Below are 26,106 nucleotides of genomic sequence, written 5' to 3' on the forward strand. Positions count from 1 at the left end.
TCAAGCCGTTTCCCGGTCCGCGGGGACCATGCGGCGCAGGCCGGAGACCAGCACCGGGGTGCGCCGTTCCTGGCGCGGGATGTTCAGCTTGGCGGCCTTGGCCTTCTGCTCGAGGATCTCCAGGATCCGCGGGATGGGGTCCTCCTCGGGCTTCAGGTTCTTGAAGACATGGTCGGGAAGAACGCCGGCCTGCACGGGCTCCCCGGGGCGGGCCGGGTCGGCCTTGGCCTTCATGGCCGCGGGCTTCTCGCCGCCCACGCCCAGGAACTCACCGCCGGCGCCCAGCCAGCGCCGGTTCACCACTTCCGCCGCGCCGCCCTGGCGCAGGGGGAACCGGGTCCGCTCCACGCCCATGCCCATGGTGCGCTCGCCGAACACGGGCACCGACTGCTTCTTGAGGGCCGAGGACAGCGCCTCGGCGGCGCCGGAGGTCCAGGGACCCTGGAGCACGGCCACCTTGGCGAAGGGCGGCAGGCCGGCGGGAATGACGGCCACGGGAACAGGCGCCTTGCCCGTCTCCTGAACCGTGGCCAGGGGACCGGCGCCCACCAGGAGCCCCGCCACCAGGGCGGCCTCGTTGAGGGTGCCGCCGTTGCAGCGGCGCAGGTCCAGGATCAGGGGCAGCTTGTGGTCCAGGTCCTTGAGGAGGGCCTGGAGTTCAACCGCCCGGCCGGGAGTCAGGTCCTCCATGCCGATGAGGGTGGCCTTGGCCTCCTTGCGCACGAACGCGGGAGGCGCCGCGACCCGTTCGCGCTTGAGGGAGATCTTCTTCAGCTCGCCGTTGGCCGCCGCGTAGCGCAGCAGGGAGATCTCGGAACCCGGGACCCCCCGCAGCCTGCGTTCCAGGGTCCAGCTGCTCATGGGGCCGATGGAATCGCCGTCCACCTTGCGGATCACATCGCCGGGCTGGAACCCCGCCTTGGCGGCGGGGCTTCCGGCGGTAACGCCCATGACCTGGGCGTAGATCTGGCGCTTGAGCACCTGGATCCCGATGGACCCGACCCCGGGGTCGGGCAGGCGAAGGTCCTCGGGGGTGAGGTAGGAGTTCAGGGGGTGGGCCCTTTCCAGGGCGCCCTGGATGCCTCCCGTGATGACCTTTTCCATGTCGGGGGGATCGACGTAGTTGTCCTTGATGAGCGACAGGACGTCCTGGATGTCGGACAGTCCGGCCAGGGGATCCTGGCTCGCGGACTTGAGTTCCTTGCGCGGCGCTTCCTGCACCGGGTGGAACACAACGGGGTAGGTGAACATCGCCACCATGGGGAGCGTCAGGAGGGAGAGCCAGGTGCGCTGGTGCATGCCCTAGTGTAGGCTCCTTTGCATCCTGGACGCGAGATCATCCAGACAGATGTTTACCGCCCGGTTGGGCTCGCTCCGCGCCAGGCTGGCGAGCAAGGCGGGGTCGGCCATGAGCCGGGCGGCCTCTTCGGCCAGCGGCAGGTGCATGCCGGACCCCTGGAGCACGACCCGGGCCCGGCCCTCGGCCTCCATGGCCCGGGCATTTCCCACCTGGTGGTCGCCGGCGCTGCCGGGCATGGGGACGATGATCGCCGGCCGTCCGGCAGCCTTCAGTTCCGCGCAGGTGCTGGCCCCGGCCCGGGTCACCACCAGACTGGCGGCCTCCATCTGCCGGTCCATGAATTCCAGGAAGGGCGCCAGCTTGTGCCGGGGATGGCGGTCCAGGCCAGCCAGGTCCGCGAAGGGCCCGGGGCCGGTCTGGTGAAGGATGTCCCACTGGGGAAAGCGTTCCAGAAGCCCGGGGGCCGCCTGGAACACCGCCTCGTTGAGGGCCCTTGCCCCGCCGCTGCCGCCCAGCACCAGGAGCCGGTAGGGGGGCCGCTGGGAGGACAGGGGCTGGAAGTCCCGCAGGAAGGCCTCCCGCACCGGCGTTCCCGCCAGCACGCACCGGGCTCCGGGAAGGCCGGCCCGGGCCTCCTCCATGCCGCACCAGACGCCGTCGGCGCGTTTCGCCAAGGTCTTCACCAGGAGCCCGGGATAGGCGTTGGACTCGTGGAGAAAGAACGGGATGCCCAGGCTCCGCGCGGCCAGGAGGGCCGGACCGGCCCCGTATCCGCCGGTGCCCACCACCGCCCAGGGGCGGTTCGCCTTCCATTGGTCCACGAGGGTCCGCCAGGCGCGGAAGAGCTTCCAGGCCGCGCGCAGCGTCCTCGCCGGGGAGCGCCCCACGAAGCCTTCCACGTCCAGCAGCTGATGCGGCCATGGCCCCGGGGGCAGGAGCCGGGCCTCGATTCCGCGGGTGGCCCCCACGAAGGCGATGGGCCGGTCCCACCGGGTCCGGGCCCCTTCGGCCAGGGCCACGGCGGGGAAGAAGTGGCCCCCCGTTCCGCCCCCCGTGAACACGAGGCTCTCGGCATACATGCGTCCGTTCATGGGCACGAGGATACCATTTGGTGATTCCCTGGTAGTATTTAGGACCAAGCCGTACCGAAAGGGCGGCTCCCTTTTTTTCGGGAGATCGAATGAAGATTCTTGTGGCCCTGAAGCAGGTGCCCGACACCGAGACCAAGATCAAGGTGGCCGCGGACGGCACGTCCCTGGACGGGGCCGACGTCAAGTGGATCACCAGCCCCTACGACGAGTACGCCCTGGAGGAGGCCCTGCGCCTCAAGGAATCCGCCGCCGCCGAGGTGACCGCGGTCTCCGTGGGCGGGGACAAGGCCAAGGACGTCCTGCGCAACGCGCTGGCCCTGGGCGCCGACCAGGCCGTGCTGGTCAAGTCCGCGCAGACCGGGGACCCCCTGGCCGTGGCCCGCACCCTGGCCGCGTTCGCCGACGGCAAGGGCTTCGACCTGATCCTCCTGGGCAACAAGGGCTTCGGTGGCGACAACGCCTCGGTGGGCCCCATGCTGGCCGAGCTCCTGGGCGTGGCCCAGGCCAACGTCGTGACGAAGCTCGAAGTGGCCGAGGGCCGCTTCAAGGCCGAGCGCGAAGGGGACGCCGACAGCGAGGTGCTCGAGGGCTCCCTGCCCGCGGTGATCACCGCCCAGCGCGGCCTCAACGAGCCCCGCTACGCCAACCTCAAGGGCATCATGGCCGCCAAGAAGAAGACCATCGAGGAGATCGACGGCGCCCCCGTGGACCCCGCGGTCACCACCGTCGCCCTCGCCCTGCCCCCCTCCCGCCCCGAAGGCCGGAAGCTGGACGGGGATGCCGCCTCCCAGGCCGCGGCCCTCCTGGGCCTGCTGCGCGACGAAGCCAAGGTCCTGTAACCCACCCATTCCGAGGTCGAAATGATTCTGGTTTTCTGTGAGACGAAGGATGGGAAGATCCGCAAGCCTTCCCTCGAGGCCCTCTGCGAAGCCCGCAAGCTCGCCGACGGCGCGGGCCTGGGCCTGGGGGCCCTGTTCGTGGGCGCCGAAAGCGCGGGCGCCGAGGATGCCGCCCAGTACGGCGCGGACGTGATCGTCAAGGTCGAGGCGCCGAGCCTGGCCGCCTATTCCAGCGACGGGTACGCGACGGCCATCGTCGACGCCGTCAAGGCCAAGGGCGCCACCGTGCTCCTGGCCGCGGCCACCTCCTGCGGCCGCGACGTGGCGCCCCGCGTCGCGGCGCGCCTGGGCGCGGGCTACGCTTCGGACGTCACCGGCCTGGCCATGGAAGGGGGCCGCCTCCTGGCGACCCGTCCCGTCTACGCCGGCAAGGCCTTCGCCACCACCCGCTTCGAGACGTCCGTGCAGGTGGCCACCACCCGCCCCAACGTGTTCGCCGTCGTCCCCTGCGCCAAGGCCGGGGCCGTGGAGACCCTGCCCGCCCCCGCCGGCGGCTTCCTGGCCGTGGTGAAGGAGATCCTCACCAAGGGCGCGGGCCACGTGGACATCTCCGAAGCCGACGTGATCGTGGCCGGCGGCCGCGGCATGAAGGACGGCGCCAACTTCAAGCTCCTGGAGGAGCTGGCCGAAGCCCTGGGCGGCGTGGTGGGCGCGAGCCGCGCCGCGGTGGACGCGGGCTGGGGCCTGCCCCACAGCATGCAGATCGGCCAGACCGGCAAGGTCGTGAGCCCGACCCTCTACATCGCCTGCGGCATCAGCGGCGCCATCCAGCACGTGGCCGGCATGTCGGGCTCCAAGGTCATCGTCGCGATCAACAAGGACCCCGAAGCCCCCATCTTCAAGCTGGCCACCTACGGCATCGTGGGCGACCTGTTCGAGGTGGTGCCCGAGCTCACCAAGGCCGCGAAGGCCCTGGCCAGGTAGCTTGGAGGCTGTCTACCGCGTGGGGTAGGCGCCGATCACGTCGTGCTCGTAGTGCTCCCCGTTGAAGTACCGCACCGTCCTCACCACGAAGCGCCCCGTGGGCACCTCGCTTCCGAAGCGGGTGCCCACGTTCGCTTTTTCGCAGAACGTGAGGAAGTGGCCTTCGGCGTCGGTGACCCGCACCCGGCCGATGACGCCGGCGTTCTCCATGCCCTCGGCGATCAGCGCCGCCAGGGCCGCGGGCGTGCCGTATTCCGGCGCGAACTGGCTCTTGTCCGGGCACGATCCGAATCCGTGCTTGGCCAGGATGCTCCGCAGGGCGCCCCTGGAGAGGTACACGTCCAGGGCCGCGAGCCGGTCCTGGGGCTCGGCCGGGATGAGGGCGGACTTCACCTCCTCCAGGGGCGCGGGGACAGACTCGGTCCACGCCCGGTAGCGCTCTTCCGCCGCCAGCACCCGGGCGCCGTGGCGCTCGCGGCGCTCGGCGTCCGTGAGGGGCTTGCGCCGCTCCACCCGGGGCGGCGCGTAGACCGCCACGTCCCAGCCGCCGCCCGAGGTGGACTTCTTCTCCTCCCTTGGGGCCGGCACCGCCAGGACAGACCCGATGAGGCGCTCGCCTTCCACCGTGAAGAACATCCGGCCACCCGGACCCCGGACCAGTTCCGAGGCGCGGAAGCCTTCGGGAAGCGGGAATTCGACCGGCTTGCCCCCGGGCTTCAGGCAGCCCAGGCAGGACCTTCCCCGCTGCGTGAACCAGACGGCTCCGTCCTCGTCCAGGGCCAGGTCCCAGGGCACGCGGGGGCCGCCCCCGGGGGCAAGCATCGTGAAGGTCACGGCCCGGGTGTCCTCGTCGAAACAGCCGATCCCCTCCTGGGACCCCGTCAGGGTGAACCACACCGAGTTTCCCGCTCCGCGCACGAGACGGTTGACACGGCAGCCCGCGGGCAGGTCGATGGCGGTGCCGCCCCTGCCGCCCACCTTCACGAACCGGATATCCGTCCGCTCCGGCCCCGCGAGGAAGACGCCGGTTCCGGCGGCATTCATCGTGGCCACCCCCGCGGGGCCGCTGCCGGGAAGCGTTCCCAGGGCGTCCACCCTGAATTTGCCGTCGTAGGCGTGGTAGTGGAGCGCCCCGCCGGGTATGGAGACCATCACGTCCCCGCACGTCCCGGCGGTGATGGCGACGGGCGCCAGGTCCGGCTCCGCGACAAGGGTGTGGCAGAGACCCCTGGCGGACCTGGGCCCGGGACTCAGGTCGGCTAGGAGGAACCACGCGTGCCGCCGGTCCCCGAACACCCAGAGGCGATCCAGGGAGTCCTTGGCGATCCCTTTCACCCCCTGGTTCTCCCCCAGGATCCGGAGCCCGTACTGAACGCCCGTGGGTGAGAGGTGCCGCAGGGCCGATCCTTCCTGCCAGAACACCTCGCCCCAGGGAGAGGCCACGAGATACCGGGGCGCCTCCTCTCCGCCGGTGTGGTAGAAGCGCAACGCTCCGGTCTTCTCCGGCCCGCCCGCGGGCTCGAAGAAGGGATGCAGCTGGGCCCCGGCGAGGTCCAGCCCCGTCGCGCCCGAGATGTCGGCCTGGAACAGGCGGGTGCCCTTCAGGCTGGCGCCGGCCAGGGTCGCATTGTGGAAGCTGGCGCCCGTGCAGTCCGCTCCGTCCAGGCGGGCCCCGGTGAGGTCGCAGCCAGCGAAGTCGGCCCCCCTCAGGTTGGCGTTCTCCAGGCGGGCCCCGGGCCCTGCCACGCGTCCGTCGACCCGCATGGGGAAGTGCGTCTTCCCGGTGCCCAGGGGCCCCACGTCGCCCGGCGCGAGGCCGGGCGGAAGCGTGTAGACGGGGTCCTGGGCCGCCAGGGGCAGGGCACCGAGGAGCAGGCCCAGGGCCAAAGGAAGGGTCGGTTGCATCGGAAAATCCTTGTGGAAGTCAATGCCCGGTTCCGGGGCATTCCCTCCTCAAGTGTCCGTGTGGCCGTTCCGGTTCCCCTTCAGGCGCGCTCGAAGCCCTCCTCCTCCAGGAAGGCCCGCGCGTCCTCCACATCCCCGAAGCGCGCGATGACCTCCACGCCCTCCCGCATGTCGCCGTCGGCGCGGTCCAGGCTGTTGAAGCCTTCCCGGATGATGCAGCCGCCGCCGGTCTCGTCCAGGCCAAGCTGCACCAGCTCCCACGTGACGCCGTGCTCGTCGCGCCACACCTCGACGCTGATCATGAGGGCTTCTCGAAGAACAGCACCACCATGCCGAAGCCCACGCGGTCCCCGGCCTTCAGCTCCCGGGCGTCCCCGGGGGGGAGGCGCTCGCCCTTGATGTAGGTGCCGTTGGCCACGCCGTGCTCCTCCACCAGGAAGTACCGGTTGTGCTCGCAAAGAATCCGCGCGTGGCGCCGGGAGACGCTGAGCTGCGGGTCCTCCTCGGTGAGGTCGATGTCGGGGTGGATGCCGGTGTTGGGATCGAAGCGGCCCACGAGTGCGCCGTGGGAGAGGATGTTGAACTTGCGCCCCGAGATGACGGACACGAGGCTCACGGAGACGGGCTGGGCCTTGGCCTTGACGCCCCGCTGCGGATCCGGGTCCGCGCGTCCCGCCAGTTCGCGGTTGCGCTGGGCCAGGCGCTGCATCATCTTCACGGACACTTCGGGGTTCTGGCGGATCATGCGCAGGAAGGTGCCCCGGGAGATGGTCACCACCTCGGTGTCCTCCAGGGCCACGACCGTGTGGTGCCGGGGGATGGGCTCCAGGAGGCTGCCTTCGCCGAAGAAGTCGCCCTTGGCCAGTTCCTCGGACCAGTCGCCCTGGGGCTCGGAGCCCACGTACATGCGGATCTTCCCCGACAGGATCACGTACATCACCTGGGCCAGGTCGCCCTTGCGGTACACGACCTCCCCTTCCTTGAAGGTGAGCTTGCTCTGGCCTATGAAGTTCGAATCGGACATGGGTAACCGAGGGATGGATCTAAAGATAACCTGCCTTCGCTTCCGTAGGGAACTTCACTGGCAGGTGATTTTTCCCTTTATGCTGGAAGGATGCGGCCCCTCCGTTGGATCCTTGCGCCCCTGGCCCCCCTGTACCGCGAGGTGGTGCGCCTGCGGAACCGCGCCTTCGACCGGCACCCGGAACGGGCGGCCCGGGTGGACGTGCCGGTGGTGTCCGTCGGCAACCTGTCCACCGGCGGCACCGGCAAGACGCCCGTCACGCTCCACCTGGCAGAATTCCTGGAAGCCCAAGGCTTTTTCCCCGCGGTGGTCTCCCGGGGCTATGGCGGAAGGCGGGACCTGGACCCCATGGAGGTGGCGCCCGGTTCCAACCCCGCCCAGACCGGGGACGAGCCCCTCATGATGGCCCAGCGGCTGGGACCCGGCCGGGTGGTGGTGGGGCGGCGCCGCCATCACGCCGCCCTGCGCGCCCTGGCCCTGGCGCCCCGGCCCGACCTGCTGATCATGGATGACGGATTCCAGCACCGGGGCCTTCACCGGGACCTGGACCTGCTCCTGCTGGACGGGGTGCGCCGCTGGGGCAACGGGCGCATGCTGCCCCTGGGCGACCTGCGGGAGCCCGCCACGTCCGCGGCCCGGGCCTCGGCCCTGGTGGTCACCCGGGGCGGCCGCGCCGACCGGGACGCCATCCTGGCCTGGTGGGGCCGCTACGGTTCCGGAGGCCCGGTGTTCTGGGTGGATTTCGCCATCACCGCCCTGCGGCGCCTGGAGGACGGCGCCCGCATCCCCCTGCCCCTGGGCGGGCCCGGACCGCTTTTCGCCTTCTGCGCCCTGGGAAACCCCGAAGCGTTCTTCGCCGATCTCCTGGTGGCCGGCGCCCCCTGGACCGGTAGCCGCGCCTTCCCGGACCACCAGGCCCTGGGCCCGCGGCTGGCGTCCCTGGAGGCCGAGGCCCGGGCCGCGGGCGCGGAGGGCCTGGTGTGCACGGAGAAGGACGCCGTGAAGCTGGACCCAGGGCGGGCCTCCACGATGCCCATCTGGGTCGCCGAACAGCGGGTGACGGGCGCCGAAGCCCTCGAGGCCTGGGTCCTGGAGCAGCTCAGAGGTTCTTGAGGATCTCCTGGCGTTTGGCCTGGTACTCATCCTCGGTGATGAGGTTCTCCTCCCGCAGGCGCTTCAGGGCCCGCAGCCGCGCCTCGGGGCCCTCGGCCGGGACGGCCCTGGGTTCGGGGGCGCCCTGGAACCCCGGCAGCACCGCCGCCGGCGCCGCGGCGGGCACCGCGGGGAACTCCACCCAGTCCCCGCGCCGGGAGGCCAGGCCTTCGCCCTTGAGGGCCGCGGAGCCCGCCTGCGCGCGGGAGCCGTAGACGAACTCGGGCTTCTCGCCTCGCACGCGGTAGCGGTCCACGAAACCCAGGCGCGTGTCCCGCACGATCACCTGCACCTTGCCCCCCTGCACGAAGAGCCGCGCCGTCACGCCGAAGGACGGATTCAGGAACCCGCCGCCGCGCCGCCCCGTGCTCAGGAGCACCAGATCCTCGCCCGGATCGGCCACCGCAAAGGCCTCCAGCAGGGGCTTCACGAGCTGGTCCACCTCCCGGCCCTCGAACAGCGCCTCCTCCCCGAACCGGATCGCCTTCAGCCCCCGCCGCAGCACTTCCCCATCCAGCTGCGCCGGATGCTGCGAAGGCGCCGCCCCGGCCTCCGCCGGCACCAGCTTGACCCAGGTGAACTCCTTCATTTCCCAGTTGGTGCGGTGGGGAGCGGCCGCGAAGGCCGCCAACCCGCACAGGACCATCGACACCCCTGCATAAACCTTCATGAAACCTCCAGAACGTGGGTCATGCATCCGCCAGGATAGCACCCAGGTTGACCCCCTCCCCTCCCCGTGATACGTTGACCGTGCACGTTATCGCGGGCGTAATTCAGTGGCAGAATGTCAGCTTCCCAAGCTGAACGTCGTCGGTTCGATCCCGATCGCCCGCTCCAGCACAAAGGCCCCGAAAGGGGCCTTTGCGATGGAGGGGGCGGGCGGGATCGAATCGTCCGATGCGCGCCGGTAGGCCCCCGGAGGACAGCCCGGGGGGCTGTCCGGAGGATCAGGGCCGGGCGCAGCAGCGGACGCGGCCCGCAGGGGATCCCGATCGCCCGCTCCAGCACAAAGGCCCCGAAAGGGGCCTTTGCGATGGAGGGGGTGGGCGGGATCGAATCGTCCGATGCGCGCCGGTAGGACGGTTCACCGTTCCGGCGTCCGGTCCCAGGCGCTCAGCAGGTCCTCCCTCCGGTCCAGGCTCCAGTCCCTGCCGGCGCTCGCGCTCGTCGGGGACGGTTCGTGGATGTTCAAGTCATGCCACGTGATGAGCCAATGGAGTTCCATTTCGCTCAGGACGACGGGAATTCTCGGCTTGGTGGTCTGTTGCATCAGCGCACGGTCCAGGGAGGAGGAAGGTTCCGCGCCCGGCCGGGCATGCCCGCCGGGACGCTATGAAGGAACATAACGCCGGAGCGGCCGGAACCGGCCATCTTCCCCTGAACGGTCGAAAACGGGGGATGAACGGAAATTTTTAGAAATAGCTCATTAAATTAGCCCGGAATCCACCTTGCGAAGGCCCACCGATGCCCGATGCTTCGGGTCCAACCTGCCGACGGCAAAGGAGGGACCCATGCCTGTCGCCAAACTCAAGCACTTCCTCGATGACCACGAGGTCAACTACCTTTCCATCACCCACGCCAAGGCCTACACGGCCATGGACGTGGCGGAGTCCGCCCACGTCAAGGGCAAGGAGGTCGCCAAGACCGTGGTGGTCAAGGTGGACGACCACCTGGCCATGGCGGTGCTTCCCGCCACCCGCCACGTGGACCTGGACCTGCTGCGCCGGGGCACCGGGGCGGTGAACCTGGACCTGGCCAGGGAGCCGGAATTCCGGGGCGACTTCCCCGAATGCGAGCTGGGGGCCATGCCGCCTTTCGGCAACCTCTACTGCATGGACGTCTTCGTGGACCCGCGCCTGGCGTCCAACGAGGAGATCGCCTTCAACGCCGGTTCCCACACGGAACTGGTCCGCATGCGCTACCGGGACTTCGACCGTCTCGTGCACCCCAGGACCCTGGCCCTCTCAGCGCCTTAGTGCGCCAGGAAGTGGATCCGGAACGCCAGGCCACCCCCCGGCGCGGGGAGGACGTGGATGCCCGCGGCGTGGGACTGGAGCACCCCCAGGACGGACGCGAGACCCAGGCCCCGGCCCACGAAGTGCGTGGTGAAGAAGGGATCGAACATGCGGCTGAGGATCTCGGGACCCGGCCACGGCCCTTCATTGGCGATTTCCAGGCACACCGTCCAGGCGCCCCCGGGGCGCTCCGCGGCCCACAGGCCTTCGCCGCCGGCCGGGCCGTCCTCCCCGCGGTCCATGAACAGCCTGACCCGCACCCGGCCTCCGGCCACGCCGGCGTCGTCCATGGCCTCCCAGGCGTTGGCCACGATGGCGTCCAGGGCCGCCTCCAGCCGCGCGGCGTCCGCCTTCACCGGGGCCGCCATCTCCAACTCCAGCAACGGGGTGCGGCCGCCGTGCCGGGCGCCGGAGGCCGGAGCCCAGCGCCGGAGCAGGTCCCCCAGCTCCACCCGGGCCATCCTCACGATGCCCTGGCCGGAGAAGTCGTTCATCTTCCAGGAGAGGGCCACGGCGCGGGTGAGCACGGCCTTGGTGGTGGCGACGCCCTGGAGGACGTCCTCGGGGCTCCGCGCCTGCATGGCGATGATCTCCAGGCCCGCCGAAAGGCCCGCGAACAGGTTGTTGAAGTCGTGGGCGATGCTCCCGGCCATCAGCACGAGGCTGTCGGCCTTGCGCGCCCTGGCCTCGGCCTCCTGGGCCCGGCGCAGCGCCGTGACGTCCCGGGCTTCCTCCGCCGCTTCCCTCGTATGCGTGATGTCCACGTGGTTGACCAGAAATGCTGCCGGACCATCAAGGGGCGTCGCCGTCATGCGGAACCAGCGCCGCCTGTCCGGGGCGTCGCAGGTGTAGTCGAAGGAGCGGGCACTCCCGCCCGCGAGGACATCCAGGAGTCCCTTCCGGAGTTCTCCCTCCTCCAGGGGCACCGAAGCCAGGTAGTCCGCCCCCACGTCCTCGCTCGTCCCGCCGTTTGCCAGAGCGAACTCCTTCCAGCTCCGGTTCACCAGGAGGATCCGGCCGCCGGCATCCAGCACCGCGATGTTCGACGGCATGGCGTCCAGGACCGCCTGCATGGCCGGCAACCCGGCCCCGGCCACGCCCGGTTCTTCCTTCACCATGCTCCCTCCGCCCGGGCGCCGGACACCGGCGGCCTCCCTTGAAAAATAGGCGTTTACCCATCTATTCCCATACGTAATAAGACTTAGATGGTCACCTTTCGAAAAACCCGCCCCCACCTTGGAACAAGGTCACCTCCGGGTCATCCAATAGCCGAACCGTAGACCTGCCCCATGGCGGGGGAGGTTTGTCCCAGGCCCCCTCGGCGCACCCCGAGGCGGGCAGGCATCGTGCCGACCTTCCTAGGAGGTCCCTTCATCCAACCCCGGAGCCGGGGCGAACATCCATTCCCGGCTTCACGAATCTGGAGAAAGCCATGACACGGACAACCCTTACGAATTTCCTCCTGGCCGCGGCGGCGGTGGCCACCATGCTGGTGGCCCCCGCCTGCGGCCGCACCGAAGGCGAGAAGCAGGTGAAGGACCTCTCCCAGAAGGCCGCCGAGCTGGAGGACCTCAGCCAGAAGGCCGGCACCGCCAGCGCCGAGGAAAAGCGAAAGCTCGCCCAGGCGGGCGTCAACAACGTGGCGCCCAACCCGGACACCCTGGAGCTGACCCCCGACCAGAAGACGGCCCTGGAGGCCCGCATCAAGGTGGAGAAGAACAGCTCCTACCAGGCCCTGCTCCAGGAGGTGCTGGACAAGGACAAGGAGATCAAGGGCCTCAACCAGAAGATCGGACAGCTGCGGGCCGTCCTGCCCCGCCCTGAAGTCGCCAAGGCCGACGACACCCACTTCGACATGGCCGTGCGGTACCTGAGGAAGCGGGGCGTACCCGAGGAGAAGGCCAAGACACTGGTGGCCAAGGTCCTGACCGTGGACCAGCTGGCGCCGGGCTTCCACGTCTACCACTTCTACAGCAACGGCGTCTACGGGTCCTGGGTGGCCCAGGGCAAGGCGGACAGGAGCCCCACGCAGCTGATGGCCGAGCGCAAGGCGGCGATCGAGGGTGAGCGGGACCAGGCCCAGCAGCGCAGCCGGGAGCTCCAGGCCAACATCGTGGACCTGACGGCCCAGCAGCAGAAGCTCACCGCCGACGTGGAGGGCCTCCGCGCCGAGAAGGAGAAGATGACCAAGGACCTCACGGTGCTCACCGCCGCCAGCCAGGCCCAGCAGGCGCTCCTCAATTCCGTCCACTACCTGGTGGGCAAGCGCAAGGTGCTGGAGGATGAAGGCATCATCGTGGTGCCCGTGTTCTCCAAGGACCGCGCCGGCTCCAACTGGAACGACGAGGCCTTCACGAAGACGGCCGACCTGCGCTCCCAGGACACCATCACCATCAGCGCCGCCGAGGCGGGCCTGGAGCGGATCGGCAAGATCAACGTGGTTCCCGGATCCCTGGTGAAGGACAAGCACTACACGCTGGCGTACAACCCCGACCACACCCAGGCCACGGTCAAGCTGCTGGCCAAGGAGCGGTTCCGCAACGAGAAGGTGGCCTTCGCGGTCACGGACTGACGGTCAGGCCTTAGGGGCGGCTTCCGCCGCCTCGAGGTGTTCCAGGTTCTGCAGGGAGATCATGGGGGCGTGAATCTCGAGGTTCACGCCCTCCTCCACGTGCACCGCGGACACGCGGCTCGCGGTGGGCGCCGTGTACTCGTTCTGCATCTTCATGGCCTCGAGGATCAGCAGGGGCTGCCCCTCCTCCACCACGTCCCCGGGCTGCACGAGGAGCTTGAGCACCTTGCCGGGCATGAGGGCGATGATCGTCTTGGCTTCGCTGCGCTTGCTCCGGGCCATGGCCTCGGCCAGGAGGGTCTTGCGCGGATCCTGGAGCGTGAACTCGTAGGCCCCGTCGTACGTGGCGGCCCGGAAGCCGTGGAGGTCCGGGTCGGGGTTGCGGATGCGGTCGATGTTCACGCCCACGCTCCGGCCTTCCATGATGATGGAATAGCTGGAACGCTCCACCTTCACGATGTCCAGGGGCACTTCCTCCCCGTCCCAGGTCATGACGGTGGTGCCACGGCGGCGGTAGATCTCTAGCTCGACGGTCTGGTCGGCGACGACGAGGGTTCGTTTCATGGTATGACCTCAGAGCCTATTGAACTTGTTCAGGGATTTCCAGGCCTGGCTGGTGGGAACGCACTCGTTCCGGGGGGTGGGCTGCTGGGCCCGGCGCTCCTCCATCTCCAGCTCGTCGAACATCGCGGCGGCCACGGCGAACTTGAGGCTGGGCCCCACGGCCTTCTGCTTCCACCAGGGATGGGCGAGGATCCCCGTATGGAGGTCGCCCTTGAGGAACTGCTTGTTCTCCAGGAGCGTCTTGAAGAAGGCCACGTTGTTGCGCACGCCGCCCAGGCGCATCTCCATGAGGGCCGAGTGCATGCGCTGCAGGGCTTCCTGGCGCGTCTGGCCCCAGGTGGAGATCTTGGCCAGCAGCGGCGCGTAGAAGGGGGACATGTCCCAGCCGAAGTAGACACCGCTGTCGTTGCGCAGGTTGTGCCCCTGGGGCGAGCGCAGGTACTGGATCCGGCCCGAGCTGGGCGCGAAGTCCCGGTCGGCGTCCTCGGCATTGATCCGGCACTGGATGGCATGGCCCCAGAAGGGGATCTTGTCCTGGGTGAGGGGCAGCTTCTTCCCCTGGGCGATGTCGATCTGCCACTTCACCAGGTCCTGGCCCGTGATCCATTCGGTGACCGCGTGGCCGCCCTGGATGCGGCAGGTCATCTCCAGGAAGTAGTAGTTGCCCTCCTGGTCCAGGAGGAACTCCACCGTCCCGATGCCCACGTAGCCCACGGCCCTGGCGATGGCCACGGCCTGTTCGCCCAGGGTCCTGCGCAGCTCGGGGGAGACGCCCGGGGAGGGGGCCTCCTCGCAGATCTGCTGGAACCGCCGCTGCACCGAACCCTCCCGTTCCCACAGGTGCACGTAGTTCCCGTGGGCGTCGCCGGCGATCTGCACCTCGATGTGCCGGGGGTGGATGAGGGCCTTCTCCAGGTACACCCGCTCGTCCCAGAACGAGAAGATGCTCTCGCCCTTGACCCGGGGCAGCGCCCGGCGCAGGTCCCCGGCGGTCTTGACCAGGCGCATCCCCTTGCCGTCACGGCCCAGGACGGGCTTGACCATGATGGGGTAGCCCATCTTCCGGGCCTCGTCCAGGAGTTCCTCGTCGCCCATGGTCTCCTGGATCCCGGGCAGCACAGGGCAGCCCACGGACTGGGCGATTTCCCGGGCGATGATCTTGTTGTCCATCTTTTCCAACACTTCCGCGCTGGGACCCAGCCAGGTGATGCCCGCGTCCTGGATCTGGCGCACCGCCTCGGGGTCCTCGGCGATGAAGCCGTAGCCCGGGTGGATGGCGTCCGCCCCGGTCTTCCGGCAGGCCTCGATGAGCTTGTCGGTGCGCATGTAGCTTTCCCGGGCCGGGGTGGGCCCGATGGGGACGGAGAGGATGGCGAGGCGCACGTGCATGGCCCCCCGGTCCGAATCCGAGTACACGGCCACGGTGGGGATGTCGATCTCCCGGCATGTGCGCATGATCCGGCAGGCGATCTCGCCTCGGTTCGCGATGAGCAATCTGGTGACGGGCATGGCCTCTTCCTCACGGATGGCCCCGGACTCGAACTGGGGCATCATAGAATAGTGCGAACCCCCAGACTACCAAACATGACACCAAGGTCCATAATCTGTACCGTCCTGGTCCTCTCCCTGGCCGCCTGCGGCCGCAAGGGCGACCCCATTCCCCGCACCCGCGCGGCGCCCGGCCCCTGCGTCATCCGCTGGACCGCCCACCGGATGCTGGAGGTGCGCCTGCCGCGCCTGGACGCGCGCGGTGGCGACCTGGTGGGCGTGGAGAAGGTCCGCGTCTTCCTGCTGCCCCTGGGGCCCGGCCGTCCCACCGGCCAGGACGTCCTCACCCGGGGCGAAGTGGTGCTGGAGCGGAGCCGCCCGGATCTTCCCGGTCCGGGGGAAGTCGTGCTGCTGGACATGCGGCAGATCGGGAAGCCCTCGGGCTGGGTCGCCGCCGCCGCGGTGCGGGTCGGCAACGTCGTCGGCGCCCCCAGCGAACCGGTGGCCTGGCTGGATCCCGCGATCTGACGGGATCCGGACAGGGACAAGGCATTCCTCGGCCCGGCCGGGGCGACCCGGCGGCGGCCGGTCCTACCGGGACGCCAGCCAGTCCCCCCACCACGCCGCCACGGCCTTGGCCAGCTGATCCTTGGGCAGCGGGCCGATGGGCTCGCCCTCCCCGGCGGCGGTGACCGGCAGCAGGGTGTTGGCCTGGTGGCCGAAGGCCCTGCCCGCGCCGATGTCGTTCACCAGCACGCCGTCCAGGTGCTTCTTGTGGAGCTTGACCGTGGCGTTGGGAACGTGCGCCTCGCTTTCGGCGGCGAAGCCCAGGAGCCACTGGCCGCTGCGCTTCTCCGCGGCGAGGGTGGCCAGCACGTCGGGGGTCCGCACCAGGGTGAGGGTCTCGGGACCCTCCTGCTTCTTCACCTTCTCGGGGGCGCAGGCGGCGGGGCGCTGGTCCGCCACGGCCGCGGCGGCCACGAGGCCGTCGGCGTGGGGCCACACCTCCCGGCAGGCCGCCAGCATCTGCTCGGCGCTGCGCACCCGGCGGGTCTCGATGCCCCAGGGCGCCGGCAGGTCGCCACCCAGCACCAGATCCACCCGGGCCCCGAGGTTGCGCAGGGCCCGGGCCAGTTCCACGCCCATCTCCCCCGTGGAGCGGTTGGTGAGGGTGCGCACCGGGTCCAGGTCCTCCCGGGTGGGCCCGGCGGTGACGAGGATGCGCCGGCCCTGGAAGGTGGGGTGGGCGGGCCCGGCCAGGGCCTCCACGGCGTCGGCGATGTCCAGGATGTCGGCGAGCTTGCCCGCGCCCTCCTCCCCGCAGGCCAGGAGGCCTTCCACCGGCTCCACGATGGTGTGGCCGAAGCCCTTGAGGGTGGCCACGTTGGCCTGCACCGCCGGGTGCGCCCACATGGCCTTGTTCATGGCCGGGGCCCAGAGCACCTTGGCCGTGGTGGCCAGGAGCAGGGTGCTCAGCAGGTCCGTGGCCAGACCGTTGGCGGTCTTGCCGATGATGTCGGCGGTGGCGGGCACCACCGCCGCCACGTCCGCCCAGCGGGCCAGGTCGATGTGCTCGATGATGGGGTTGGGCCGCCACTCGTGGTAGTCGGGGTTGGCGCCGAAGCAGGGCTGGCCCGTGAGGGAGGCCAGGGTGAGGGGGGTGATGAACCGCGACCCCGCGTCGGTCAGGCAGCACCTGACCACGTGGCCGCGCTTGGTGAGGGTGCGGGCCAGTTCCGCGGCCCGGTACGCCGCGATCCCCCCCGTGATGCCCAGCAGGATGTTCATCTTCAAGCCTCCATTACCATACTAACGCTGGATTTCTCCCAGTTTCCTTGATAGACTTGGCCTCTTCGAGGGAAGTCCATGACCGTACAGCGCACCGTAGTCCACATTCCTGAAGAGATCGCCAACAAGTACCGGTTCGTCGTGGTCACGGGCAAGCGTTGCGAGCAGCTTCAGCGCGGCGCCTATCCCAAGGTCGAGGTGACCGTGCCCGTGAACAAGCTGGGCCAGCCCCAGGAGGCCCCCCGCCTCGCGTCCTTCTGGGCCCAGGTGGCCATCAAGGAAGTGGAGGAAGGCCGCATCGCCTTCGAGGAACCCGAAGTGATCACCCTGGACTACACCACGGAGATCCCCATCTCGGTGGAGTAGGTTCCGGCCCGGACTCCGGCAAGGCCCCCGTCGCGGGGGCCTTTTCGCGTTCACCGGCCTTATTTCAACGATCGATGAAATTAGCTTTGCGTTTCCCCGGGCGGGCTCCATAATTCAACAAGCGTTGAATAAGGATGCCCCTTGCCCACTCCCCGCCCCCGTGGCCCCAAAGCCGTGAAGATGGATCCCAGGACCCTCCTGGACGCCGCCCTGAAGGTGTTCGGCAGGGAGGGCCTGGAGGGCGCAAGCCTTCGGGCCATCGCCCGGGAGGCCGGCTGCGACCCGTCGCTCATCTACTACCACTTCGAGAACAAGGAGGCCATGTTCACGGCCCTCCTGGAAGAGCGCATCCCGCCCCTGGTGAAGGACCTGCGCCGCCTGGCCGACCCTCTGGATCCCCGGAGCACGGCGGAGAAGCTCTGGACGGCCATGCGGTGCTTCCATCGCCACCTCCACGACAGCGCCGGATTCCGCGCGATGGTGCGGGGCCAGATCGTGCGGGGCGCCGAGACCATCCCCGAGCAGCTGGCGCGGCGCCTGCGCCCCGCCCAGTTCGCCGTGATCGCCATCATCCGCCGCGGGCTGCGCCGGGGCGAGCTGCGCCCGGGCCTCAACCCCTACCTGGTGGGCCTGTTCCTCATCCGCATGGAGGCCGAGATCCTCGACCTGGTGCCGGTCTTCGCGGAACGGCTCGCGGGCCTCCAGCCGCCGGCGGCGGTGGCCATGGCCGAGCGCACCTGGTTCGACGTGTTCTGGAGGGGCGTGGCCGCCCATCCCATGGAACCCCTGCCCTTCCTGGAGTCCCTATGAAGAAGACCGCCCTGGCCCTGGTGGCCCTGCTCGCCCTCGGGTGCAACCGCGAAGGCGCCGTGACGCTCAACGGCCGGGTCGAAGCCTACCTGTCGGACCTGGGCCCGCGGGTGCCGGGCACGATCCTTTCCATCGACGTGAAGGAGGGCCAGCGCGTGAAGGCCGGCGACCTCCTGGTGCGCCTCTCCGCGGCCGAGCTGGGGTCCGCGGTGGACCGTGACGCCGCGGGGCTGGCGTCCGCCGAGGCCCGCAACCGCCTCTACAAGGCCGGCAACCGCCCCGAGGACATCGCCCAGGGCGAGGCCCGGGTACGGGACGCCCAGGCCGCCCTGGCGCTGGCCAACGACACCCTCAAGCGCATCTCCGCCCTCCACCGGGACGCCATCGCATCCCGGGCGGACCTGGACAAGGCCGTGGCCGACCGGGAACGGGCGGAGGCGGCCCTCCACCTGCAGCGCAGGGCCCTGGACGAGCTGCGCGCGGGCTTCCGCATGGAGGACCGCGCCGGCGCCGAGGCCGACGCCCGCAAGGCCCGGGCCGTCCTGGACCAGAGCCGCGTCCAGGCCTCGTTCCTGGAGATCCGCGCGCCCTTCGACGCGGTGGTGATCCACCGCCTGCGGGAGGTGGGCAGCGTGGTGGGAGCCTCCCAGGCCGTGCTCACCATCGCGCGTCTGGACCAGCTCTGGGTGCGGCTCTACATTCCCCAGCCCCTCCAGCCCAAGGTGGCCCAGGGCATGCCGCTGCAGGTGGCGACCCTCGACGGACGCACCTTCGACGCCGCCCTGGACGAGGTCAACAGCGTGCCCGAATACACCCCCAAGATGGTGGAGACCGCCGAGGAGCGCATCAACCTCGTCTACCCCGCCCAGGTGCACCTGGCCCGCGGCTGGGACAAGGGCCTCATCCCCGGGGTGGCCGTGGACGTCAAGCTCAAGCCCCGGGGCAAGTGACCATGGCCCGCCTCCTGGAGACGTCCGGCCTGGCCTGCCGGTATCCCAACGGCACCCGCGCCGTGCAGGGCCTGGACCTGGCCCTGGACGAAGGCGACCTTGTGGGCCTCATCGGCCCCGACGGCGCCGGGAAGACCACCACCTTCCGCATGCTCATGGGCCTCCAGAAACCCGCCGGCGGGCGCATCCGGCTCCACGCCGACCGCCACGCCCTGAGCTACGTGCCCCAGGTCTTCAGCCTGGCCCCGGACCTCACGGTGGAGGAGAACCTCATTCTCCAGGCCCGGCTCTACGGCCTGCGGGACCCCGGCCCCCGCATCACGTCCCTCCTGGCCTCGGTGGAACTGGACCGCTTCCGGGACCGCATGGCCGGGGCCCTTTCCGGCGGCATGAAGCAGAAGCTCTCCCTGTGCTCGGCGCTCCTGCCCGAGCCCCGGCTGCTGCTGCTGGACGAGCCCACCACGGGCGTGGACCCCGTGAGCCGGCGGGAATTCTGGACCATGCTCCACGCCATCCACGACGAGGGCGTGGCCATCCTCTTCTCGACCCCCTACATGGACGAGGCGGAGTACGCCCTGCGCCTGATGCTCATGGACGGCGGCCGGATCCTCGCGGAGGGCACCCTGGACGGGTTCCGGGAGGAGCTGGGCGGGGTCGTGGCGGCCCTGACCATGGCGGACCGCAGGCTCGCCAGGGCCCAGGTGGCCGCCCTGGCGCCCCTGGATCTCTTCGCCGAAGGCGACGTGCTCCGGGCCCGTTTCCCGGACCAGCCCGTGGAACCGCTTCTGGCCAGGCTGGGGGCCCTGCCCGGCGTGGCGTCGGCCCGGGAATCCGCAAGCACGCTGGAGGACTACTTCCTGCACGTGCTCAGCGCCCAGTCGGGAGCCCTCCATGAGTGAGGCCGTCCTGCAAGTGGAGAACCTCACCCGGCGCTTCGGCGACTTCACCGCCGTGGACGGGATCTCCTTCGAGATCCGTAAGGGCGAGACCTTCGGGTTCCTGGGCCCCAACGGCGCCGGGAAGAGCACCACCATCCGCATGTTGTGCGGCGTCCTGGCGCCCACCTCGGGCAGCGCCCGGGCCCTGGGCCGGGACCTGTTCACCCAGGGCCAGCTGGTGCGCGCGCGCATGGGCTACATGAGCCAGAAGTCCAGCCTGCTCACCGATCTCACCGTGGCCGAGAACCTGGCCTTCTTCGGGAGCCTCTACGGCCTTTCCGGCGAACGCCTCAAGGCGGAAACCACCCACCGGCTCAGGGAGATGCAGGTGTGGGCCCTGCGGGACCAGCTGGTGTCGGGCCTCTCCACCGGCGAGCGCCAGCGGGTGTCGTTGGCCGCCGCCACCCTCCACGAGCCCGAGGTGCTCTTCCTGGACGAGCCCACCTCGGGGGTGGACCCGCTGCGCCGGCGCCTGTTCTGGGAAGCCATGGCCGACCTCATCGACGACGGCATGACCATCCTGGTGACCACCCACAACCTGGGCGAGGCCGACCAGTGCGACCGCCTGGCCTTCATCCTGGGCGGCAAGCTCGTGGCCAGCGGCAGCCCCTCCCGCCTCAAGGCCGGCCTGGGCCGCCGGGTGCTGGCGCTGCGCACCCCCGAGTACCGCCGCCTCCAGGAGGCCGCGCGGGCCATCCCGGGCGTCCTCTCCGCGGTCCTGCAGGGGCGGAGCGTCCGCCTCGCCTACGCCGAGGACGGCGATCCGGGGGCCATCCTGCGGTCCGTGGCGTCCCTGGGGCTGCCCTTCGCCCCGGGTGAGCCCGAGCTCCCTTCCCTTGAAGACGTCTTCGTGGACCTGGTGGACCAGGGCCGCCCCCCGAGGTGAACCATGTGGAACCGCATCAAGGCCCTGGTCTGGAAGGAGATCCTGCAGCTGCGCCGGGACCGCCTGACCATCGGATTCGTGCTCATCATGCCCCTGGCCCAGATCCTCATCTTCGGGTTCGCGGTGAACACCGACGTCAAGCATCTCCCCTGCGTGGTCTATGACGAGTCCCGCAGCCAGGAGAGCCGCGACTTCGTGGACGGGCTGGTCGCCACCCAGTACTTCGACCTCAAGAGCCGCGTGGACAGCGAGGCCGCGTTCACCCGGGAGATCGACATGGGCCGGGCCCAGGTGGGCGTGTGGTTCCCCCCCGACTACGCGCGAAAGCTGAGGTCGGGCGCCACGGCCCAGGCCATGGTGGTGGTGGACGCCTCCAATCCCACCACGGCCAGCAACGCCATCGCCACCGCCGTGGGGGTCTCCCAGATGCGCAGCACCACGCTGCTCTTCCAGCGCATGGGCTACGGACAGGCCACCCAGCCCATCCCCCCCATCGACCTGCGGGTGCGCCCCTGGTACAACCCGAACCTGCGCAGTCCCAACTTCATCGTCCCCGGGCTCGTGGGCGTGATCCTCGCCATGACCTGCGTCATCTACGCCTCGGGCAGCATCGTCAAGGAGAAGGAGCGCGGCACCCTGGACCAGGTGATGGTCACGCCGGTGCGCCCTTCCGAACTGTTCCTCGGCAAGATCATCCCGGTGGTGGGCATCGCCTACCTGCAGCTGACCGTGCTCTTCGGCGCCGCCAAGGTCCTGTTCGGCGTGCCCGTCGCCGGCAGCGTGCCCCTGCTCTACGCCATGTCGATCTTCTTCATCGTCCCCATGCTGGGGGTGGGCATCTCGCTCTCCACCGTCGCCGACACCCAGGCCCAGTCCACGCAGATGGCCATCCTCACCTTCCTGCCCATGGTGTTCCTCTCCGGCTACATCTTCCCCATCGAGGGCATGCCGCTCATCTTCCAGGGGCTCGCCCAGGTGATCCCGCTCACCCACTACCTCATCATCGTCCGGGCCATCGTGCTGCGCGGGGCGGGGATCGAGGCGTTCTGGCCGCAGCTCATCAAGTTGGCGTTTTTCGGGCTGGTGGTGTGGAGCGTGGCATTGCGGGGGATGAAGCGGGCGTCGGCCTGAGGGGAGATGAAAATCTCTGATTGAACTCCTGGCTGACGGCTCGTTGGCGGGGAAGTGGGTTCCAAAGGTAGAGGGTCGTTGCGGAAGGTCCGGAGCGGATCGGGAAGGCCATCGAAAAGATGAAACGCTGGGGCGCTGGGAAAAGAAAAAAGTTGAATTTCGAAGTTCAACACCCAGCGCCCCAGCGAGATCTCTGCGCCCCAGCGTTTGGTCTTTTTGCTCCGTTTCCGAGGCGTGACGGGTTCGTGCGTGACGTCAGGCCCAGACCAGGAGGAAGGCCTGGAGGCCCAGGGCGAAGAGGGCCAAACGGACCGCGAGAAGGAATGCAAATTTCATAATGATTTCTCCATCCTGAATGAATGAAACTTTAAAACAGCCGCTCCCTCCCACAGCCTCAATATAGGCCGATTCCCGCGTTGGCCATGGCCATCCGACGCCCCGGCCTTCCCGGGGTTCCGGCTCATTGTCATGAATGGTTTTACGATAAGCCGCGGCCCAGCGGGCCCCGCTAGACTGGTGGACGGAGAACTACATGCACAGCCTCAGCCTCGGATTGCAAAGCTACATCACGGACCCCCGGCTCCTCCCCATCGCGGAGAAGGTGGAACGGGGCATCCGGCTTAGCTTCGACGACGGCCTGCTGCTCTACGAAAGCCCCGACCTCCCGGGCATCGGCGCCATGGCCCACCATGTGCGGCTGAAGCTCCACGGCAGGAAGACCTACTACGTGGTGAGCCGGCGCCTTTCCTACACGAACATCTGCGTCACCCACTGCCAGTTCTGCGCGTTCCAGGCCAGGCCGGGCGATCCCCGGGCCTACGTGCTTTCGGCGGACGACATCGTGGCCGAGATGGAGAAGCCCGAGAACCTCGGGGTGCGGGAGCTCCACATGGTGGCCGGGCACTACCCCAAGCTCAAGATCGAGTACTTCGAGGATCTGTTCCGCAGGCTCAAGGCCCGGTTCCCGGACCTGCACCTGAAGGTCTTCACCATGGTGGAAATGGACTACTACGCCCGGGCCTCGGGGATTCCCATCGAGGAATTCATCGCCCGCTGCATGGCCGCGGGGCTGGAGAGCTGCCCGGGCGGCGGGGCGGAGATCTTCGACGAGGAGATCCGGGAGAAGATCTGCATCGGCAAGAAGGACGCCGGCACCTGGCTGCGCGTGGCCGAGCTGAGCCACCGCATGGGCCTGCCCACCAACTGCACCATGCTCTACGGGCACATCGAGGAGGCCCGGCACCGGGTGGACCACCTGCTGCGCCTGCGCGATCTGCAGGACCGCACCCGGGGCTTCCTGGCCTACATCCCCTTGGCCTACCAGATCGAAGACAACGAGCTGGGCAGGGCCTACGAGATCTTCGAGACCACCGGGCACCGCGACCTGCGGGAGGTGGCCGTGGCCCGGCTCCTCCTGGACAACGTCCCGCACATCAAGGCCTACTGGGTCATGATCACCGAAGGTCTGGCCCAGGTGGGCCTCAACTACGGCGCCGACGACCTGGACGGCACCATCATCGAGGAGACCATCGCCCACCTCGCCGGCGCCAAGACGCCCCAGGCCCTCACCAAGTCCGAACTGGAGCGCCTGATCACCGAAGCCGGCTTCGAGCCGCTTGAACGCGACAATCTCTACAAGGTCTATGCCTGATCCCCGCGACAAGGCCGCGCTGAGGCGGCATCACCTGGCCCTGAGGGACGCCGTCGATCCCCTCGAGCGGGCCCTGTGGTCGGCGGAGGCGTGCCGGCACCTGGGCGCCTTCTGCCAGGGCCGGGGGATCCACGCCATCGCGGCGTTCTGGCCGCTGGGGTCCGAGATCGACCTGCGCCCCCTCATGGACGCCCACCCCTTCTGGACGTTCTTCTTCCCCCGCATCGTCGAGAAGGACCCGCCGACCCTGGCCTGGGGACCGCGCCCCCTGGGCCCGGGCGCCTGGGGCCTCCAGGAGCCGCTGGCCGCGCCCCATCCGTCCCCGCCGGTGCAGCTGGTGCTGGTGCCGGGACTGGCCTTCGCCGCGGACGGGCACCGCCTGGGCTACGGGCGGGGCTTCTACGACGCCGTCCTGCCCGCACTGGCCCCCGACGTCCTGACCCTGGGCGCGGGCTTCGGCATCCAGAGGTGCGAGTCCCTGCCCGTGGGGCCCCGGGACGTCCCCGTCAAGGGCCTCGCCAACGAAGAGGGGATTCTGGTCTTCTAGCCCAGCTTGAAGATGCTCTCCCCGCCCGGGTAGTCCTCGGTGGAGGCCTCGCGCATCTTCTGCAGGACCTGCACCAGCACCCGGATCCGTTCGACCATCTCCATCACCTTCTGGAGCTTGGGCTCGTCGGGGTACTTGCGGGCCAGGAGTTCCACCTGCATGGAGATCACGGCCAGGGGATTGTTGATCTCGTGCTTGAGGGTCCCGGCCATCTGGCGCAGGGAATCCAGGCGCTCCGCGGCCCGCGCCTTGCGCTGGAGCTCGTCGTGGCCGCGCAGCACCTGGAGGCGGTGGTGGAGGGTCTCCCACCGGAAGCCCTCCGGCAGGCAGTCCGTGGTGCCCGCGGCCAGGAACCGGGGGAACTGGTCGTCCCCGGCCCGCACCACGAGGATGGGCACGGTGGTGAAGCTGGCGTTGCGCCGGTAGGCTTCCACCACGGCCACGGGGTCCGGCGTGCCCTTGGCGTCGATGACGAGGTACCTGAACGGGTGGAGGGGGGTGCGGGGCGGTTCGGCCTCCAGCAGGTGGAGGCCCAGGTCCTCGGCCTGGGCCACGCTCTCGAACAGGCCCACCAGTTCCATCTCCTCGGTGACCAGGCCCAGCTGGGGAAGGGCCCGGCTTTCCTGGGTGTGGTCGATGTCCTTGGGAAACTCCAGGGAAAGGGACTGGTCGTTCCAATGCCAGCGGATGCCCGATTCCTGGAGGGTCCGCAGGGTCCAGGGATCCGGCGTGGGGATGGCCATGCCCGAGGAGAAGGTCAGGCGCAACGTCCAGTCCGTGGTCTGGTCCAGCCACCGGCCCTGCACGGAGCCGCCCTCCGGAGCCCGCATGAGCAGGGGCTCCACGAGGCCCATGAGGGCCTGGGTGGCCAGGTCCCCGGCCACCCACACCGTGCCGGGGGGAACGGTATCCAGGGTCAGGGGGATGTTCCGGATGGTGAGGAGGTCCCGCCACACGGGCTCGAGCACCTCCTGGAGGGCCTGCAGGCTCGTGGACACGGGGGTCTCCCGCGGCACCTCCAGGAGGGTCTCCTGGAGGCCGGACTCCACCAGGTGCTGGATGCGGCTGGTCTGGTGGCGGAGCACCGCGGCCAGGTCTCCGTAGCCGCTTTCGGAGTAGCTCTGGATCCAGCGCAGGCTCGATCCCATGGCCCCGAGCAGCTCCCCCATGCGCTTGACGATGCGCTCGTGGAGGGTGCGGAGCCGCAGGTACTCGCCCTGGATCTCGGCCTGGCGCATGGCCTTCTGCACGAGCTCCGTGTGGCGCAGGGCCACGGCGCCCTGGCGCACGAAGGCCTGGAGCAGGGCCAGGTCGAACCTGGAGAAGGGCCGCCCCTGCTGGGCGCGGTCCAGGTAGAGCACGCCCTGGATCTCCCCGGCCACCTCCATGGGCGCGCACATGACGGCCCCGGCGGTGAGCTCCAGCAGGCTCTCGCCCCCGAAGCGGGGGTCGATCAGCGGGGAATTGCTGAGAATGCCCGTGCGGTGGGAGAGGACGTAGGCCACCACGGAATGGGACAGCCCCTGGCGGTCCTCCACGTCGCCCATGCGGTGCAGGCTCTGCCAGGTGCCGTCCGGGTTCACCATCACGATGAAGCCCCGGTCGGCGCCCATGAGCTTCAGGGCCTCGGCCAGGATGCTGCGGAACATGACGTACGAGCTGCCCTCCCCCAGGAGGCTCTCCGAGGAGCGGTGCAGCAGCTCCAGGGCCCGCAGGAGCACCATGGACTGCCCGGCCTCGGGCTTGACCTCGGCGAACAGGTCGCCCACGCCCTCGATGAAGTTGACGCCGTCCAGGCCCGGGAAGCCCTCCGTGAACGTGAGGCACCAGTCCCCCAGGCCGATCTCGTCCCCGTCCTCCAGGGCGCTGCCGATGGGCGTGGAAACGGAGAGTCCGTTGAGGAGCGTGCCGTTGCGGGACTCCAGGTCCCGGATCCACCACCTGCCGCCCACCTTCGCGAGGAGCGCGTGGGTCCGGGAGACGCTGGCATCCCCGGGCAGCGAAACCGGGCACAGGACGGGATCCCGCCCCAGTTGCACCGGATCGTCAACCTCATGGCGCCTCACGACGCCGCCATCGGTCCAGGACAGGTAGGGCACGCCGGT

The 26,106-nt window shown here is 69.5% G+C and carries 26 protein-coding genes and 1 tRNA gene; 15 read left to right on the plus strand and 12 right to left on the minus strand.

From position 1 onward, the window contains the following. Both ACZ5LB_RS07525 and ACZ5LB_RS07530 read right to left on the minus strand, forming a co-directional pair. The gene (locus ACZ5LB_RS07525; RefSeq protein ID WP_464605563.1) at window positions 1-1,299 is read right to left on the minus strand and encodes a S41 family peptidase; all 1,299 of its coding nucleotides are present in this window, start codon (window positions 1,297-1,299) and stop codon (window positions 1-3) included. A gap of 3 nt (window positions 1,300-1,302) precedes the next feature. Beyond that, window positions 1,303-2,391, minus strand: a complete 1,089-nt coding sequence (locus tag ACZ5LB_RS07530; RefSeq protein WP_464605564.1) for a UDP-N-acetylglucosamine--N-acetylmuramyl-(pentapeptide) pyrophosphoryl-undecaprenol N-acetylglucosamine transferase — start codon at window positions 2,389-2,391, stop codon at window positions 1,303-1,305. A gap of 89 nt (window positions 2,392-2,480) precedes the next feature. Here ACZ5LB_RS07530 and ACZ5LB_RS07535 point away from each other — a divergent pair, with 89 nt between their 5' ends. Beyond that, a complete protein-coding gene (locus ACZ5LB_RS07535; RefSeq protein ID WP_464605565.1) occupies window positions 2,481-3,230 on the plus strand; it encodes an electron transfer flavoprotein subunit beta/FixA family protein in 750 nt (249 codons plus the stop codon). Window positions 3,231-3,251: 21 nt separating this feature from the next. Further along, window positions 3,252-4,214 carry an electron transfer flavoprotein subunit alpha/FixB family protein gene (locus tag ACZ5LB_RS07540; protein ID WP_464605566.1) on the plus strand — a complete coding sequence of 321 codons (963 nt, stop codon included), beginning with the start codon at window positions 3,252-3,254 and terminating at the stop codon, window positions 4,212-4,214. A gap of 12 nt (window positions 4,215-4,226) precedes the next feature. Here ACZ5LB_RS07540 and ACZ5LB_RS07545 read toward each other — a convergent pair whose 3' ends face one another. From ACZ5LB_RS07545 to ACZ5LB_RS07555, 3 genes are all read right to left on the minus strand, one after another. Beyond that, window positions 4,227-6,119, minus strand: coding sequence for a pentapeptide repeat-containing protein (locus ACZ5LB_RS07545; RefSeq protein ID WP_464605567.1), 1,893 nt, complete (start codon window positions 6,117-6,119; stop codon window positions 4,227-4,229). 80 nt (window positions 6,120-6,199) lie between these two features. After that, window positions 6,200-6,421 (minus strand): hypothetical protein, encoded by a 222-nt coding sequence (locus ACZ5LB_RS07550; RefSeq protein ID WP_464605568.1) that lies wholly within the window; start codon window positions 6,419-6,421, stop codon window positions 6,200-6,202. Beyond that, the gene (locus tag ACZ5LB_RS07555; RefSeq protein WP_464605569.1) at window positions 6,418-7,143 is read right to left on the minus strand and encodes a cyclic nucleotide-binding domain-containing protein; all 726 of its coding nucleotides are present in this window, start codon (window positions 7,141-7,143) and stop codon (window positions 6,418-6,420) included. Before ACZ5LB_RS07555 ends, ACZ5LB_RS07550 begins: the two co-directional genes overlap by 4 nt. Window positions 7,144-7,233: 90 nt before the next feature. On the opposite strand from ACZ5LB_RS07555, the gene lpxK reads away from it, so the two are divergent. Continuing rightward, on the plus strand, window positions 7,234-8,256 hold the full coding sequence (lpxK, locus tag ACZ5LB_RS07560) for a tetraacyldisaccharide 4'-kinase (protein ID WP_464605570.1): 1,023 nt from the start codon (window positions 7,234-7,236) through the stop codon (window positions 8,254-8,256). On the opposite strand, the gene ACZ5LB_RS07565 is transcribed toward lpxK, so the two are convergent. Then, on the minus strand, window positions 8,243-8,965 hold the full coding sequence (locus tag ACZ5LB_RS07565) for an SHOCT domain-containing protein (protein WP_464605571.1): 723 nt from the start codon (window positions 8,963-8,965) through the stop codon (window positions 8,243-8,245). The two genes, lpxK and ACZ5LB_RS07565, sit on opposite strands and share 14 nt — an antisense overlap. Window positions 8,966-9,057: 92 nt before the next feature. Here ACZ5LB_RS07565 and ACZ5LB_RS07570 point away from each other — a divergent pair. Next, a tRNA-Gly gene (locus ACZ5LB_RS07570) sits at window positions 9,058-9,132 on the plus strand. A gap of 247 nt (window positions 9,133-9,379) precedes the next feature. On the opposite strand, the gene ACZ5LB_RS07575 is transcribed toward ACZ5LB_RS07570, so the two are convergent. Then, entirely contained in the window at window positions 9,380-9,565 is a 186-nt protein-coding gene (locus ACZ5LB_RS07575; protein WP_464605572.1) for a hypothetical protein, read from the minus strand. Between the two features lie 241 nt (window positions 9,566-9,806). Here ACZ5LB_RS07575 and ACZ5LB_RS07580 point away from each other — a divergent pair, with 241 nt between their 5' ends. Continuing rightward, entirely contained in the window at window positions 9,807-10,271 is a 465-nt protein-coding gene (locus ACZ5LB_RS07580) for an aminoacyl-tRNA deacylase (RefSeq protein WP_464605573.1), read from the plus strand. Here ACZ5LB_RS07580 and ACZ5LB_RS07585 read toward each other — a convergent pair. Next, on the minus strand, window positions 10,268-11,428 hold the full coding sequence (locus ACZ5LB_RS07585) for an ATP-binding protein (protein ID WP_464605574.1): 1,161 nt from the start codon (window positions 11,426-11,428) through the stop codon (window positions 10,268-10,270). The two genes, ACZ5LB_RS07580 and ACZ5LB_RS07585, sit on opposite strands and share 4 nt — an antisense overlap. 314 nt (window positions 11,429-11,742) lie before the next feature. Here ACZ5LB_RS07585 and ACZ5LB_RS07590 point away from each other — a divergent pair, with 314 nt between their 5' ends. After that, window positions 11,743-12,882, plus strand: coding sequence for a hypothetical protein (locus tag ACZ5LB_RS07590; RefSeq protein WP_464605575.1), 1,140 nt, complete (start codon window positions 11,743-11,745; stop codon window positions 12,880-12,882). Window positions 12,883-12,885: 3 nt separating this feature from the next. Here the strand turns inward: ACZ5LB_RS07590 and ACZ5LB_RS07595 are convergent, their stop codons facing one another. Then, window positions 12,886-13,446 (minus strand): acyl-CoA carboxylase biotin carboxyl carrier protein subunit, encoded by a 561-nt coding sequence (locus tag ACZ5LB_RS07595; protein ID WP_464605576.1) that lies wholly within the window; start codon window positions 13,444-13,446, stop codon window positions 12,886-12,888. 9 nt (window positions 13,447-13,455) lie between these two features. After that, complete coding sequence (locus ACZ5LB_RS07600; protein WP_464605577.1) at window positions 13,456-14,955, minus strand: acetyl-CoA carboxylase biotin carboxylase subunit; 1,500 nt, start codon at window positions 14,953-14,955, stop codon at window positions 13,456-13,458. Window positions 14,956-15,030: 75 nt separating this feature from the next. Between ACZ5LB_RS07600 and ACZ5LB_RS07605 the strand changes: the two genes are divergently transcribed. Next, window positions 15,031-15,462 carry a hypothetical protein gene (locus tag ACZ5LB_RS07605; protein WP_464605578.1) on the plus strand — a complete coding sequence of 144 codons (432 nt, stop codon included), beginning with the start codon at window positions 15,031-15,033 and terminating at the stop codon, window positions 15,460-15,462. A 63-nt stretch (window positions 15,463-15,525) separates the two neighbouring features. Here the strand turns inward: ACZ5LB_RS07605 and coaBC are convergent, their stop codons facing one another. After that, window positions 15,526-16,722, minus strand: coding sequence for a bifunctional phosphopantothenoylcysteine decarboxylase/phosphopantothenate--cysteine ligase CoaBC (gene coaBC / locus ACZ5LB_RS07610; protein ID WP_464605579.1), 1,197 nt, complete (start codon window positions 16,720-16,722; stop codon window positions 15,526-15,528). Window positions 16,723-16,800: 78 nt separating this feature from the next. On the opposite strand from coaBC, the gene ACZ5LB_RS07615 reads away from it, so the two are divergent. From ACZ5LB_RS07615 to ACZ5LB_RS07650, 8 genes are all read left to right on the plus strand, one after another. After that, window positions 16,801-17,088, plus strand: coding sequence for a DNA-directed RNA polymerase subunit omega (locus tag ACZ5LB_RS07615; RefSeq protein WP_464605580.1), 288 nt, complete (start codon window positions 16,801-16,803; stop codon window positions 17,086-17,088). A 141-nt stretch (window positions 17,089-17,229) separates the two neighbouring features. Continuing rightward, window positions 17,230-17,898, plus strand: a complete 669-nt coding sequence (locus ACZ5LB_RS07620) for a TetR/AcrR family transcriptional regulator (protein WP_464605581.1) — start codon at window positions 17,230-17,232, stop codon at window positions 17,896-17,898. Then, window positions 17,895-18,848 carry an HlyD family secretion protein gene (locus ACZ5LB_RS07625; RefSeq protein ID WP_464605582.1) on the plus strand — a complete coding sequence of 318 codons (954 nt, stop codon included), beginning with the start codon at window positions 17,895-17,897 and terminating at the stop codon, window positions 18,846-18,848. The genes ACZ5LB_RS07620 and ACZ5LB_RS07625 overlap by 4 nt, the downstream gene beginning before the upstream one ends. A gap of 2 nt (window positions 18,849-18,850) precedes the next feature. Next, the gene (locus ACZ5LB_RS07630) at window positions 18,851-19,747 is read left to right on the plus strand and encodes an ABC transporter ATP-binding protein (protein WP_464605583.1); all 897 of its coding nucleotides are present in this window, start codon (window positions 18,851-18,853) and stop codon (window positions 19,745-19,747) included. Beyond that, a complete protein-coding gene (locus ACZ5LB_RS07635) occupies window positions 19,740-20,672 on the plus strand; it encodes an ABC transporter ATP-binding protein (protein ID WP_464605584.1) in 933 nt (310 codons plus the stop codon). The genes ACZ5LB_RS07630 and ACZ5LB_RS07635 overlap by 8 nt, the downstream gene beginning before the upstream one ends. 3 nt (window positions 20,673-20,675) lie before the next feature. Further along, window positions 20,676-21,803, plus strand: a complete 1,128-nt coding sequence (locus ACZ5LB_RS07640; RefSeq protein ID WP_464605585.1) for an ABC transporter permease — start codon at window positions 20,676-20,678, stop codon at window positions 21,801-21,803. 532 nt (window positions 21,804-22,335) lie between these two features. Then, window positions 22,336-23,454 carry an aminofutalosine synthase MqnE gene (gene mqnE / locus ACZ5LB_RS07645; protein WP_464605586.1) on the plus strand — a complete coding sequence of 373 codons (1,119 nt, stop codon included), beginning with the start codon at window positions 22,336-22,338 and terminating at the stop codon, window positions 23,452-23,454. Continuing rightward, entirely contained in the window at window positions 23,447-24,001 is a 555-nt protein-coding gene (locus tag ACZ5LB_RS07650; protein ID WP_464605587.1) for a 5-formyltetrahydrofolate cyclo-ligase, read from the plus strand. Before mqnE ends, ACZ5LB_RS07650 begins: the two co-directional genes overlap by 8 nt. Here the strand turns inward: ACZ5LB_RS07650 and ACZ5LB_RS07655 are convergent. Next, a complete protein-coding gene (locus tag ACZ5LB_RS07655) occupies window positions 23,998-26,100 on the minus strand; it encodes a GAF domain-containing protein (RefSeq protein WP_464605588.1) in 2,103 nt (700 codons plus the stop codon). The genes ACZ5LB_RS07650 and ACZ5LB_RS07655 overlap by 4 nt on opposite strands. Between the last annotated feature and the right edge of the window lie 6 nt (window positions 26,101-26,106).

The sequence above is a fragment of the Mesoterricola sp. MK458 genome (assembly GCF_055384935.1).